We start from the raw sequence: 13073 nt of genomic DNA on the forward strand, positions 1-13073 counted from the left end.
TCCCGGGTTTTAGAGGCGTCACTGATGTTCAACGCCTGGGCTTCTTGCTCTGCTTACGTCCTGCGCTGGCAGCCGACTTCTTGACGGCCGCCTTGAGCGCCTGAATAGGCGACTTGGCTGTGCGGCTGTTGCCGGCCGCATTGCCGCTGCGCGCGCCGGAACGCTGCTCCGCACCTTTGCCGGTCCGCCTGCCACTGCGTTCGTCGCCACGCGGATCGGTTTTGCGCGCAGGCGAGCGCTCCTGGTCGGGCAGGTCGGAGCTGCGCCCGCCGGCCTTGTCTTTCATGGCGCGGGTGAGCAATTCTTCGCCTTCGCGCACCAGACGGAAGTCAATCTTGCGGCCGTCAAGGTCGACGCGGCTGACCTGCACACGCACCCGCGTGCCGATGGCGTAGCGTATGCCGGTGCGCTCACCGCGCAGTTCCTGGCGCGCCTCGTCAAAGCGGAAATACTCGCCCCCCAGCTCGGTGATGTGCACCAGCCCTTCGACATACATCGCATCGAGCGTGACAAAAATGCCGAAGCTGGTGGCCGCCGTGACCACGCCGCCGAACTCCTCGCCCAGGTGCTCGCGCATGTACTTGCACTTGAGCCAGGCCTCCACATCGCGGCTGGCCTCGTCGGCGCGCCTTTCGTTGGCGCTGCAATGCAGGCCGGCGGCCATCCAGGCCAGCTGGTCGGCGCTGGCTTTTTTCGGTTTCTGATCGGGATCCTTCACCCGCGATGCCAGGCGCTTGGAGAGCTTGGCCTCGGCCTCGCCGGGGGTCGGCAGCAGCGGCAGCTCGTATTTGCTCTTGTTGAGGATGGCCTTGATCACGCGATGCACCAGCAGATCGGGGTAACGCCGGATCGGGCTGGTGAAGTGCGTATAGGCCTCGTAGGCCAGGCCGAAGTGGCCGCTGTTCATCGGCGTGTAGATGGCCTGCTGCATGGAGCGCAACAGCATGGAGTGGATCTGCTGCGCATCCTGCCGGTCCTTAGTCGCCACGGCGATCTGCTGGAACTCGCCCGGTGTCGGGTCGTCGCTGATGCTCATGCCCAGGCCGATGGCCTTCAGGTAGTTGCGCAGCATGTCCTTCTTCTCGGGCGTCGGACCTTCGTGCACGCGGAACAGCCCGACGTGTTTGCTCTGCGCAATGTAGTCGGCCGAGCAGACATTGGCCGCCAGCATGGACTCTTCAATCAGGCGGTGCGCCACATTGCGCGTGCGCGGCACGATTTTTTCGATGCGCCCGGCTTCGTCACAGACGATTTGCGTCTCGGTGGTTTCAAAGTCCACCGCGCCGCGCACACCACGCTCCTTGAGCAAGGCCTGGTACACATCATGCAGATCCAGCAGATGCGGCACCAGGGCCTTGCGCTGGGCCGCTTCCGGGCCTCGCGTGTTGGCCAGGATGGCAGCCACTTCGGTGTAGGTAAAACGCGCGTGGCTGAACATCACCGCCGGGTAAAACTGGTAGGCGTGAACTTCACCTTTTGCATTGACCAGCATGTCGCACACCATGCACAGGCGCTCGACATTCGGGTTCAGCGAGCACAGGCCGTTGGACAGCTTCTCGGGCAGCATGGGAATCACGCGGCGCGGGAAATAAACACTGGTGGCCCGGTCATAGGCGTCGATATCGATCGCGCTACCGGTTTCCACGTAATGGCTGACGTCGGCAATGGCCACCAGCAGGCGCCAGCCTTTGCCGCGGCCGACTTTGGCCGGCTCGCAATAAACCGCATCGTCAAAGTCGCGTGCATCTTCACCGTCGATGGTGACCAGCGGAACGTCGGTCAGGTCGATCCGGTGTTTCTTGTCGGTGGGACGCACTGCATCGGGCAAGGTGCGGGCCAGCGCCAGCGCGGCATCGCTGAACTCGTGCGGCACACCATACTTGCGCACGGCAATTTCGATCTCCATGCCCGGGTCATCGATCTCGCCGAGCACTTCTTTGACGCGCCCGACCGGTTGGCCGAATAACGCTGGCGGTTCTGTCAACTCGACCACCACGATCTGGCCGGGTTTGGCCGCACCGGTGGCACCCTTGGGAATCAGCACGTCCTGGCCGTAACGCTTGTCTTCAGGCGCTACCAGCCAGACGCCGCTTTCCTGCAGCAGACGGCCGATGATGGGGTTGGACGAACGCTCGATGATCTCGGTGACGCGGCCTTCGGGACGATTCTTCCGGTCATGCCGCACGATGCGCGCCTTGACGCGGTCCTTGTGCAACACGGCGCGCATTTCGTTGGGCGGCAGGTAGATGTCGGCTTCGCCGTCATCACGCAGCACAAAGCCGTGGCCGTCGCGGTGGCCTGAAACAGTGCCTTCAAATTCGGCAAGCAGTCCGGCACCCTGGCCGCTGCTGTGTGTAGTTGTTTTGATAAGAAATCTCTCTTTTTTGAGATGGTTAGTTGTGTAAGGAATTTTGGCGCTGGCAGGCTGCCTGCGGGAAATTCACGGCGCCTGTTTTTAGCTTGCGTGGCAAAAAAATCGGCGGGACGTCATGCACTTTATAGCTCGCGCCATGACTGAAATTTTTTGATGCCCGGTCCAGAAAATCGATTCTGTAATGGTACACTGCTGGCTGTGCCCGGGTGGCGGAATTGGTAGACGCGCACGGTTCAGGTCCGTGTATCGCAAGATGTGGAGATTCGAGTTCTCTCCCGGGCACCAGATACATCCAGCCAGCAAATGCTGGCAAAGCAAAGGCCACTGTCAACCCAGTGGCCTTTTTGCTTTTCAGGTGTTTTTTTCGGCGCCTTTTGCAGCTTCATCCGCAACGCTCAGACCGGCACCGCCACCAGATCGTGGCCCTGCGTGCCGACGATCCGTGCTTTGGTAAATTCACCAACTTTCAGCGTCTTGCTGATCTTCTCAGGCGGCAACAATTTCACGACGCCGTCAATCTCGGGGGCGTCGGCGTAGCTGCGTCCCACGCCGCCTTTTTTCCCCATGCCAGGTGCCGAATCGACCAGTACCTGCATGGTCGAACCCACGCGCTGCTGCAGCTTGTCGGCAGACACGGCCTCGGCCACCGCCATGAAACGCGCGCGGCGCTCTTCGCGAAGTTCCAGCGGCAGCATGCCGGGAATGTCGTTGGCCGTGGCGCCTTCGACCGCGCTATAGGCAAAACAGCCTGCCCGGTCGATCTGCGCTTCGCGCATGAAGTCCAGCAGGTGCTCGAATTCGCCCTCGGTCTCTCCGGGAAAGCCGGCAATGAAGGTGCTGCGGATCACGATTTCAGGACAGATCTCGCGCCAGCGCGCAATCCGCTCCAGGTTCTTCTCGCCGCTGGCCGGCCGCTTCATGCGCTTGAGTACATCGGGGTGGCTGTGCTGCAGCGGTACGTCAAGGTAAGGCAGCACCTTGCCGGTGGCCATCAGCGGCAGGATCTCGTCCACACTTGGGTACGGATACACGTAATGCAAGCGCACCCAGGCGCCGTAGGGCTCGGCAATCTCGCCCAGCGCCTGCACCAGTTCCAGCATGCGGGTCTTGACCGGTTTCCCATCCCAGAAGCCGGTGCGGTATTTCACGTCCACGCCATAAGCCGAGGTGTCCTGGCTGATCACCAGCAGTTCCCGGACGCCGCCTTCGAACAGTGCGCGCGCCTCATTGAGCACATCGCTGATCGGACGCGAAACCAGGTCGCCGCGCATCGAGGGAATGATGCAGAAGGTGCAGCGGTGGTTGCAGCCCTCGCTGATTTTCAGGTAGGCATAGTGCCTCGGCGTGAGCTTGATGCCGGCAATGCCGAAGGCGTTGGGCACCAGGTCCACAAAAGGATCATGCGGTTTGGGCAGGTTCAGGTGCACCGCGTCCATGACCTCCTGCGTGGCATGCGGGCCGGTCACGGCCAGTACGCTGGGATGCATCTGGCGCACCAGGTTGGCACCGCCCTCGCCTGTCTTGGCTCCCAGGCAGCCCGTCACAATGACCCGGCCGTTTTCCGCTAGTGCCTCGCCTATGGTGTCCAGGCTTTCCCTGACCGCATCATCAATGAACCCGCAGGTGTTGACGATCACGAGGTCGGCACCTTCGAAGGTTTTGGAGGTCTGGTAGCCTTCGGCGCTTAGCTGCGTGAGGATCAGTTCGGAATCGGTCAGGGCCTTGGGGCAGCCCAGGCTGACAAAACCGACGCGGGGCGCCGTGTTCAGCGTGGAAGATGGGGGATTGGCAAGGGCTTGGCTCATGCCCTCTATTGTCTCAGAGCCGGCCTGCAGCAGACAGGCACCGCCCGAAAGACCCGGATAAGGTCAGCGCTTCAGGCCCAGCGCAGCCAGCATCTGCTCACTCTGCTTTTGCATCTGTTCCTGCATTTGCGTGAACACGGTTTTTGACTGCTCCACATAATTGCCCATCATGCCCTGCATGGCAGGCGACTGGGCATTGACGAACTGCGCCCAGGCCTCTGGCGTCAGTCCCTTGGACTGCTCCGACATCTTGAGCTGCAGGTCCATGAAAGACTGCACGTTTTTTTCGAGATAGCTGCCCATGAAACCCTGCAGCGCATTACCGTAGAACCGGATGATGTTGGCCAGCACCGCCTCAGTGAACATGGGCGCGCCGCCGGCTTCTTCCTCCAGGATGATCTGCAGCAAGATGCTGCGCGTCAGATCTTCGTTGGTCTTGGCATCCCGCACCACAAAATCGGCGCTGTCCATGACGAGGTTCTTGACCTCGGTTAGCGTGATGTAGGCCGAGGTATCCGTATCGTAGAGACGGCGATTCGGGTATTTCTTGATGACACGCGGCGATGCCGTCTTGCCATTGCCGCCTTTGATGCCTGACATTTTTTCCGTCGCATCGCCGGCGGGAGATGCCGCGTCTGCTGACCGGCTCCTGGAGTGACTGTTGGGCTTGCTTTTGGGCACTGCGGAACTCCTGTGAATGACTGCCTGTACCAATGCACAAGACTTGCTGACATTCTAGGAAGTATGCATGCTCACAATCACCTTGGTTTACCCTGTGTGCACCGGAGGTCCGGTGGACGGGAAAACAACTTCAGGAAATTGGTAGGCGCGATTGGACTCGAACCAACGACCCCCACCATGTCAAGGTGGTGCTCTAACCAGCTGAGCTACGCGCCTAAGGACTGTTCGACCTCGTCATTGTAGCAGGGCAAAACCGGTCTTTTGCCCGAGGCGCCGTATTTTTTGCAGGCCGTCACCGCCGCCGCGCTGAACGCACGCCACCGACCTCGGCAACAATGGTCAGCACCTGATTGAGCCGCCCCGAATCCGCCACCTCCACGGTGAAGGTCATCCAGGCAGTGCCGCCGCGGTTGTCCTTGACCGAGGTGGTCTGCACGCCAATCACGTTCATTTTTTCCCGCGCAAACACTTCCGAAATATCGCGCAGCAGGCCTTGCCGGTCAGCCGCTTCCACGGCCACGTCCACCGGGTAGACCGAACCGTCGCTGCTCTTGGGCTGGCTCCACTGGACTTCAATCACCCGGTCAGGGCTGCCGCCGGCCATGTTCCTGAAATTGCTGCAGTCGCTGCGGTGGATGCTCACGCCCTTGCCCTTGGTGACAAAACCGAGAATGGCATCGGGCGGCGCGGGCTTGCAGCATTTGGCCAGTTGCGTGAGCAGCGAGTCGATGCCGACCACCAACACGCCACCCTTACGTCCGCGCTCTGCGGCCTTGTCATGGCGGGGCTTTTTCGCCAAGACGTAGTCGTCCTGGGTCGGGGCGGGCTCAGGCGGCTTGAGCATGTTTTCAATCGTGCGCAATGACAGCTCGTCCTTGCCCACCACCTCGAACAGATCTTCAGCGCTCTTGAAGCCCAGCTGGGTTGCCACATCCTCAAGCTTCATGGCGGTCTTGCCTTCGCGTTGCAGCAGCTTTTCCACCGCCTCGCGCCCGCGGGCCACGGTCTGGGCCATGGCCTGCGCGTTGAACCAGGCACGCACTTTCGACCTGGCGCGGTGGCTGGCCAGGAAGCCCAACTCAGGATTGAGCCAGTCGCGCGAAGGGCCGCCCTCTTTCGTGGTGACAACTTCCACGGTCTGACCGTTCTGCAGCGGCGTGTTCAGTGGCACCATGGCACCGTCGATGCGCGCGCCGCGGCAGCGATGGCCCAGACTGGTATGCACGCTGTAGGCAAAGTCCAGTGCCGTCGCGCCCTGCGGCAATTCAACGACGGCAGCGTCGGGCGTGAGCACGTAAATGCGGTCTTCGAACAGGCCCTGATTGCCTTCTCGCGCCTTGGCCGCCACCGGCCCCGACAGGTCGCGCTCCCAGGCCAGCAACTGCCGAAGCACGGCAATTTTTGCGTCGTACTCGCTGCTTGCCGATACACCGCTGTAACCCTTGGCGCCAGCCTCCTTGTAGGCCCAGTGCGCGGCCACGCCATGTTCGGCGTGGTCGTGCATGGCCTGCGTGCGGATCTGTATCTCGACCGCCCGCTGCTGCGCATCGCGCACCACCGTGTGCAGCGACTGGTAACCGTTGGATTTGGGCTTGGCAATGTAGTCGTCGAACTCGCCTTCCACCGGCGTGAAATGCGAATGCACAAACCCGAGCGCCGCGTAGCAGCCCTTGACGTCGGCGGCAATCACGCGCAGCGCGCGGATGTCAAACACCTGCTCGAAGTCAAGCCCCTTGCCGCGCATCTTCTTGACGATGCTGTAGATGTGCTTGGGCCGGCCCTGCACCAGCGCGGCGATGCCGTTCTGGTTCAGCTCGCGTTCCAGCTGGGCGCGCAACGCTTCCATGAAAACCTCGCGCTCGGCACGTTTTTCATCAAGCAGGCGGGCAATGCTCTTGTAGGTGTCGGGTTCCAGAAAACGGAAGGCCAGGTCTTCCATTTCCCACTTGACCTGCCAGATGCCGAGACGGTTGGCCAGAGGTGCAAAAACGTTCAGCGATTCCCGCGCCACGGCCATTGGGCACGGCTGCCGAATCGCCGCAAAGTGACGCAGGGTCTGCAGGCGTGATGCGAGCCGCAGCATGACGACCCGCAGGTCGCGCGAAAACGCCAGCAGCATCTTGCGGACGTTTTCGGTCTGTGCCGCCGGATCTTCCAGCTGCGCCCGGGTCTCCGCGGTGCGGGCCTGCTTCTGCACATTGACCAGTTTGGTGGTCTCCATGGCCAGCGCCGCGAAATTGGCGCCAAACGCCTTGGCAATCACCTCCTGCGGCTTGTTCAGATGCGCACAGGCATGCACCAGGTAGGTAGCGGCCTGCATGGCTTCCGACCCACCAATGGCCCGGAGGATGGCGGCAACCGCGTCCGCATGGGCGAGGATGTTTTCCCCGGTGTCAAGGGTCTCGCTGGCGATCAGCGGCTCGGCGAAGGCTCTGGCACGGGCCAATGCATGCGGTTGGTCAGGCAGGCTGTCTGCCGTGGCCGTCACGATGGACGCATTGGGAAAGGGAGACAACGACGGTTTGGGCGAGGCACCTGGCCCGGCCCCGGCATGTTTCATCACGAGCAGTTTTTCAGGAAAAAATTTCAGACAAGAAGAAAATCGCCCACCGTGCTGACCTGATCCATGGCGACCAGGGTCGGTGCATGCCCGACCCCTTCAAACTCCACCAGGCGTGCCCGGGGACCGCGTTGCGTCATGGCCAGCGCCGTGGCATGGCTGAGCAGATCCGATTGTGCTCCACGCAGGACCAGTGTCGGCGCCTTAATGTTGTCAAAAAGTTGCCAAAGCATGGCTTCGCCCTGCCTGGCCGACTCCTCGGTCGTTGCCCGCACCGGCACAGCAATGGCCGGGTCGTAATGCAGCATCACGCTGCCATCAACCGCCCCGGGCACGGGCTTGACCATGTGGCGCGACAACGCCAGCCACTGCTCGGGCGTATGCGGGCCGAAACTGGTTGAAATCGCCCACATCGTGTCAGCGGCTTCCTGCAGCGAAGCAAAATGGCCAGCCTTGCCGAGGTAGGCGGCAATGCGCGTGATGGCCTGCCATTCGATGGCCGGCCCCACATCGTTGAGAACCAGTTTATTGACGGGCACAGGCAGGGGGAGTTCAGGCTGGCCGGCAATCGCCATACCGATCAGACCGCCCATGCTGGTACCGACCCAGTCCAGGGTCGTGAGAGGCGTTTGCAGGTGCAGCTGGTGGAGCAGCCCCATCATGTCGGCCGCGTACTGCGGAATCTGGTAGCCCATGGGGTCCTGGAGCCAGTCGCTCTGGCCACGGCCCGCCACATCGGGGCAGATGACCCGGACCTGGTCACACAGGTACTCCGCCAGCACATCAAAATCCCGCCCCTGGCGCGACAGGCCATGGACACACACGACCACGTGCGGATTGGCCGGGTCGCCCCATTGCCAGTAAGCCATGCGATGCCCTCCCGAGGCATCGGAGCAGGGTACGTAGTTCAGCGTAGGTTCAGTCATGGCGGAGGGAATCCGGTTGGCAGGCTTGATAATCGCCCAAGCCGCTTTTCAGCGTTTCATGGCATCGTAAATCATCCGGAGAAAACTTCATGCTCAAAGGTAAAACTGCACTCGTGACCGGCTCCACCAGCGGCATTGGCCTGGGTATCGCCAAAGCGCTGGCAGCCCAGGGCGCCAACATTGTGCTCAATGGTTTCGGCGATGCCGAAGGACCCCAGGCAGAAATTGCGGCGCTTGGCGTGAAAGTGGCTTACCACGGCGCAGACATGAGCAAGCCTGCTGAGATTGAAGCAATGATGAACTTTGCCGCTGCAAAGTTCGGCCAGGTCGATATTCTGGTGAACAACGCAGGCATCCAGCATGTGGCAAAAATCGAGAACTTTCCGATCGAGCGCTGGGATGCCGTGATCGCCATCAACCTGAGCAGCGCCTTTCATGCCACACGCCTGGCACTGCCCGCCATGCAAGCTGCCAATGGTGGCAAGGGCTGGGGCCGCATCATCAACGTCGCCTCGGTCCATGGCCTGGTCGGGTCGGCTGAAAAATCCGCCTATGTAGCCGCTAAACACGGCATCGTGGGCCTGACCAAAGTCACAGCCCTTGAGAACGCCACGACCGGTGTGACCTGCAATGCCATCTGTCCCGGCTGGGTGCTCACGCCGTTGGTGCAGAAACAGGTCGATGCAAAAGCCGCAGCAGGCGGCATCTCCAACGAACAGGCCACGCAGCAACTGCTGGGCGAAAAAGAGCCATCGCTGCAGTTCACCACACCCGAGGAGCTTGGCGCACTGGCTGTGTTTTTCTGCTCACCCGCCGGCAACAATGTGCGCGGCGTGGCCTGGAACATGGACGGCGGCTGGGCCGCGCAGTAACAAAGAAAAACCCCAAGCCATCGCTGGCTTGGGGTTTAAATTTGGTGGGCGGTGCAAGTTTCGAACTTGCGACCCCTGCAGTGTGAATGCAGTGCTCTACCCCTGAGCTAACCGCCCTGTTTGGTCAGCCTTAGATTATAAGGGCTTTTGTCATGCACTGGCCAGCACGCGCCACACAGTTTTGCCTTTGCTGCTTTTATCAATGTCGGCGAGCAGCACTTCATGAGCGGCCACCTCCTGTTCGTTGGCCAGCAGCAGCGGTAAATCAAATCCGCTCAGGTCTATTACCACAGCAGCACGGCCTTCCTGCGCGCCGCCGCCCACGTCCATCACCAGCGAGTTCTGCCCGCGCGTCAGGTTGATGTACACATCGGCCAGCAATTCCGCATCCAGCAGTGCTCCGTGCAAGGTGCGCCCGGAATTGTCGACCTCCAGGCGATCGCACAACGCGTCGAGCGAATTGCGTTTGCCGGGAAACATTTCCTTGGCCATCATCAGGCTGTCGGTGACCTTGGCCACACAGCGCCCGATGGGCTCGCGCCCCATCAGCTCGAGCTCCTTGTTCAGAAAGCTGATGTCAAACGGCGCGTTGTGGATGATGACTTCAGCGCCCTCCAGGTAAGCCAGCAACTCGTCGGCAACGGCCGGAAATTTCGGCTTGTCCTTCAGGAACTCGTTGCTGATGCCGTGCACCTTGAGCGCGTCCTCATGGCTGTCACGCTCCGGGTTCAGGTAGAAATGCCGGTTGTTGCCGGTGAGTTTTCGGCCGATCAGCTCGACGCAGCCGATTTCGATGATGCGGTCGCCGTTTTCAGCGGACAGGCCGGTGGTTTCAGTGTCTAGAACAATTTGGCGCATGGTTCAGATGATAGCTGCGCTCGGTCCGTGGATGTTTTTCTGCAGGGCCGCCCCAAGGAAAAATGCGCGCCCCCTCGGGGGCAGCGCCGCACACGCAGTGGCAAGCGTGGGGGCTAATGGTTTTCTTTGGCGTGATTGATCGAGTACTTGGGGATCTCGACGGTCACATCGGCCTGCGCCAGGATGGCCTGGCAGCTCAGGCGCGAGTTGGGTTCCAGGCCCCAGGCACGGTCCAGCAGATCTTCCTCGCTCTCGTCAATCTCGTTGAGCGACTTCATCCCCTCGCGCACGATGACGTGGCAGGTTGTGCAGGCGCAACTCATGTCGCAGGCGTGCTCGATGTTGATGTTGTTGTCGAGCAGTGCCTCGCAGATAGACGTGCCGGCCGACGCAGACACCTCGGCGCCGTTCGGGCAGTATTCGGGATGAGGCAGTATTTTGATGATGGGCATGGTGGGTTCGGCGCTTTCAGACGGTCGCTATGTTTTTTCCGGCCAGGGCCTGGCGAATGCCGCGGTTCATTCGCTGCGCAGCAAAGTTTTCTGTCCCTGCTGCCAGGGCCTTGATGGCGGTCTCGATCTGTGCGGCATCACCCTTCTGCCGGATGCTGGCCAGTTCGGCCATCAACCGGTCGATCTCCACCCTTTCTTCGGGCGCCAGCAAATCGGCGTCGGCATCCAGGGCGCTGCGCGTCGCCAGCAGCATGCGGTCGGCATCCACCTGCGCTTCGGCCAGTGCCCGTGCCTGCATGTCCTGCTGGGCCGTCGAAAAGCTTTCCTGCAGCATGCGGGCGATCTCGTCGTCTGACAGGCCGTAGGAAGGCTTCACATCAATGCTGGCCTCCACACCGCTGCCCTGCTCTTTTGCGCTTACGCTGAGCAGGCCGTCGGCATCCACAGTGAAGGTCACGCGGATGCGCGCCGCACCGGCCGCCATGGGCGGAATGCCGCGCAGCTCGAACCGCGCCAGGCTGCGGCAGTCAGCCACCAGGTCGCGCTCGCCCTGCACCACATGCAGCGCCAGCGCGGTCTGGCCGTCCTGGTAGGTGGTGAAGTCCTGTGCCATCGCTGTCGGAATGGTCTGGTTGCGTGGAACAATGCGCTCGACCAGGCCACCCATGGTTTCAATACCGAGCGACAGCGGGATCACATCGAGCAGCAGCAAGTCACCACCGGTGCTGTTACCGGCCAGTTGGTTGGCTGAAATGGCAGCACCGAGCGCCACCACCTCATCCGGGTTCAGGTTGATCAGGGGTTCCCGGCCAAACAGGCCAGCCACTGCGCGGCGCACCTGCGGCATGCGGGTGGACCCGCCCACTAGTACCACACCCTGTACCTCGTCCTTGCCCAGCCCTGCATCGCGCAAGGCCTTGCGGACAGCCGTCAGGGTGCGCTGCGTCAGGCCGGCCGTGGCGGCTTCAAAGTCCGCAGACTTCATGTCAAATTGAACATTAGCCCTTGTCAGCCGGGCAGAGAATGCTACTGAATCTGTAGCAGACAGGGCTTCCTTGCAGGCACGTGCGGCCTGCAGCAACGCGGCCTTGTCACCGGGCGTGAGCGTGTCGACGGCCAGCCCTGCCTTGGTCAGCACCCAGTCGACCAGGGCGCGGTCGTAATCGTCGCCGCCCAGAGCCGAATCGCCGCCGGTGGCCACGACCTCAAACACACCCTGCGTCAGGCGCAGGATGGAGATATCGAAAGTGCCGCCCCCCAGGTCGTAGATCGCGTAGATCCCTTCACTGGCGTTATCCAGCCCATACGCAATGGCTGCGGCTGTCGGTTCGTTGATCAGGCGCAGCACCTTGAGCCCGGCCAGCTGGGCCGCGTCCTTGGTGGCCTGGCGCTGGGCGTCGTCAAAATACGCAGGCACCGTGATAACCGCGCCGTAGATCTCGTCGTCAAAAGTGTCTTCAGCCCGGTAGCGCAGCGTGGCCAGAATCTCGGCACTGATTTCGACCGGGCTTTTCTCGCCGGCCACGGTCTGAAGCGTCACCATGCCGGGTTTGTCGATCAATTCGTAAGGCAGTTGCGCGCGGCTGCCGATGTCCTCGATGCCACGGCCCATCAGGCGCTTGACCGAGGCGATGGTGTTCTGCGGGTCTTCCACCTGCGCGGCTTGCGCGTCAAACCCGACCTGGCGGCTGATACCGCTGCTTTCGTCCAGCAGGTAACGCACCACGCTGGGCAGCAGCACACGGCCCCGTGCATCGGGCAGGCACTCGGCCACGCCATTGCGCACGCTGGCCACGAGCGAATGGGTGGTGCCCAGGTCGATGCCAATGGCAATACGCCGTTGGTGCGGATCAGGCGTCTGGCCGGGTTCGGAAATTTGCAGTAGTGCCATGAATGTTCTGGGTCGCGCGAAGACAAAGGGGGCGAAGGGGGTCTGTGAAAGCTTATTGTCCCAGCGAGTCGATGCGGGCATCAATCTCGCTGCCAAAGCGCTCAATAAACATAAGGCTTCTCACCTGCTGTGCCGCTGCCGGAAAATTTTTCTCGCGGTCCAGCGATTGCTCTATTTTTGATAGCTGCACGCGCTTGCTCTCATTGGCCTGGGCGGCAATTTCTTCCAGGCTTTCGAGGCCTTCCGCCTCTTCCAGCGCCTCGCGCCACTGCATCTGCTGGACCAGGAAATCCGGCGGCATGGCGGTGTTGCTCTCGGCCTGGATGGGTGCGCCATGCAGCTCGCACAGGTACATGGCACGCTTGAGCGGATTCTTCAGCCGCTGGTAAGCCTCATTGATGCGCACCGACCATTGCATGGCCAGCCGCTGGGCCGATGCACCCTGCGCCGCAAACTTGTCAGGGTGCGCTTCCCGCTGCAACTCTTTCCAGCGAGCATCAAGCACCGCGCGGTCCTGCGCAAACTGCACAGGTACGTCAAAGAGTTCGAAATCGTTGGATTGGAGCGACGCCACTTGGAGAATCTGGTTTCGTGATGGAAAGCGTAGCGAGCGGTCGTCAGGCTAGGCGCACGGAGCGCAGCAACCGGAACGTA

10 protein-coding genes and 3 tRNA genes are annotated in these 13073 nt (G+C 61.6%); 2 read left to right on the plus strand and 11 right to left on the minus strand.

From position 1 onward, the window contains the following. Positions 1–28: 28 nt before the first annotated feature. Positions 29–2368, minus strand: a complete 2340-nt coding sequence (gene rnr, locus B0B52_RS17740) for a ribonuclease R (RefSeq protein WP_254425753.1) — start codon at positions 2366–2368, stop codon at positions 29–31. A gap of 206 nt (positions 2369–2574) precedes the next feature. Between rnr and B0B52_RS17745 the strand changes: the two genes are divergently transcribed. After that, positions 2575–2659 (plus strand) — tRNA-Leu (locus tag B0B52_RS17745). A 110-nt stretch (positions 2660–2769) separates the two neighbouring features. Here B0B52_RS17745 and rimO read toward each other — a convergent pair. From rimO to B0B52_RS17770, 5 genes are all read right to left on the minus strand, one after another. Further along, positions 2770–4179, minus strand: a complete 1410-nt coding sequence (gene rimO, locus B0B52_RS17750; RefSeq protein WP_077594997.1) for a 30S ribosomal protein S12 methylthiotransferase RimO — start codon at positions 4177–4179, stop codon at positions 2770–2772. A 63-nt stretch (positions 4180–4242) separates the two neighbouring features. Then, positions 4243–4779, minus strand: coding sequence for a polyhydroxyalkanoate synthesis repressor PhaR (phaR, locus tag B0B52_RS17755; protein WP_077594998.1), 537 nt, complete (start codon positions 4777–4779; stop codon positions 4243–4245). Positions 4780–4999: 220 nt separating this feature from the next. Continuing rightward, positions 5000–5076 (minus strand) — tRNA-Val (locus tag B0B52_RS17760). Between the two features lie 76 nt (positions 5077–5152). Further along, complete coding sequence (locus tag B0B52_RS17765; RefSeq protein ID WP_077594999.1) at positions 5153–7420, minus strand: bifunctional (p)ppGpp synthetase/guanosine-3',5'-bis(diphosphate) 3'-pyrophosphohydrolase; 2268 nt, start codon at positions 7418–7420, stop codon at positions 5153–5155. A 26-nt stretch (positions 7421–7446) separates the two neighbouring features. Further along, positions 7447–8346: an alpha/beta fold hydrolase gene (locus B0B52_RS17770; protein ID WP_077595000.1), complete on the minus strand. Its 900-nt coding sequence runs from the start codon at positions 8344–8346 to the stop codon at positions 7447–7449. An 89-nt stretch (positions 8347–8435) separates the two neighbouring features. On the opposite strand from B0B52_RS17770, the gene B0B52_RS17775 reads away from it, so the two are divergent. Beyond that, complete coding sequence (locus B0B52_RS17775) at positions 8436–9218, plus strand: 3-hydroxybutyrate dehydrogenase (protein WP_077595001.1); 783 nt, start codon at positions 8436–8438, stop codon at positions 9216–9218. Between the two features lie 42 nt (positions 9219–9260). Here B0B52_RS17775 and B0B52_RS17780 read toward each other — a convergent pair. The 5 genes from B0B52_RS17780 to hscB all read right to left on the minus strand — a co-directional run bounded on the left by B0B52_RS17780 (position 9261) and on the right by hscB (position 12993). After that, positions 9261–9335: transfer RNA gene (locus tag B0B52_RS17780), tRNA-Val, on the minus strand. A gap of 33 nt (positions 9336–9368) precedes the next feature. Continuing rightward, positions 9369–10076, minus strand: a complete 708-nt coding sequence (dnaQ, locus tag B0B52_RS17785) for a DNA polymerase III subunit epsilon (protein ID WP_077595002.1) — start codon at positions 10074–10076, stop codon at positions 9369–9371. Positions 10077–10189: 113 nt separating this feature from the next. After that, entirely contained in the window at positions 10190–10528 is a 339-nt protein-coding gene (fdx, locus tag B0B52_RS17790; protein WP_077595003.1) for an ISC system 2Fe-2S type ferredoxin, read from the minus strand. Positions 10529–10544: 16 nt separating this feature from the next. Then, positions 10545–12419, minus strand: coding sequence for a Fe-S protein assembly chaperone HscA (gene hscA, locus B0B52_RS17795; protein ID WP_077595004.1), 1875 nt, complete (start codon positions 12417–12419; stop codon positions 10545–10547). Between the two features lie 52 nt (positions 12420–12471). Continuing rightward, positions 12472–12993, minus strand: a complete 522-nt coding sequence (hscB, locus tag B0B52_RS17800; protein ID WP_077595005.1) for a Fe-S protein assembly co-chaperone HscB — start codon at positions 12991–12993, stop codon at positions 12472–12474. Between the last annotated feature and the right edge of the window lie 80 nt (positions 12994–13073).

The organism is Polaromonas sp. A23 (genome assembly GCF_002001015.1).
Taxonomy (GTDB): Bacteria; Pseudomonadota; Gammaproteobacteria; order Burkholderiales; family Burkholderiaceae_C; genus Polaromonas.

Excerpts from the sequence above, each read along its gene's own strand:
- rimO (WP_077594997.1), bottom strand. The coding sequence starts at position 4,179 with ATGAGCCAAGCCCTTGCCAATCCCCCATCTTCCACGCTGAACACGGCG.
- phaR (WP_077594998.1), bottom strand. The coding sequence starts at position 4,779 with ATGTCAGGCATCAAAGGCGGCAATGGCAAGACGGCATCGCCGCGTGTC.
- B0B52_RS17765 (WP_077594999.1), bottom strand. The coding sequence starts at position 7,420 with ATGAAACATGCCGGGGCCGGGCCAGGTGCCTCGCCCAAACCGTCGTTG.
- B0B52_RS17770 (WP_077595000.1), bottom strand. The coding sequence starts at position 8,346 with ATGACTGAACCTACGCTGAACTACGTACCCTGCTCCGATGCCTCGGGA.
- B0B52_RS17775 (WP_077595001.1), top strand. The coding sequence starts at position 8,436 with ATGCTCAAAGGTAAAACTGCACTCGTGACCGGCTCCACCAGCGGCATT.
- dnaQ (WP_077595002.1), bottom strand. The coding sequence starts at position 10,076 with ATGCGCCAAATTGTTCTAGACACTGAAACCACCGGCCTGTCCGCTGAA.
- fdx (WP_077595003.1), bottom strand. The coding sequence starts at position 10,528 with ATGCCCATCATCAAAATACTGCCTCATCCCGAATACTGCCCGAACGGC.
- hscA (WP_077595004.1), bottom strand. The coding sequence starts at position 12,419 with ATGGCACTACTGCAAATTTCCGAACCCGGCCAGACGCCTGATCCGCAC.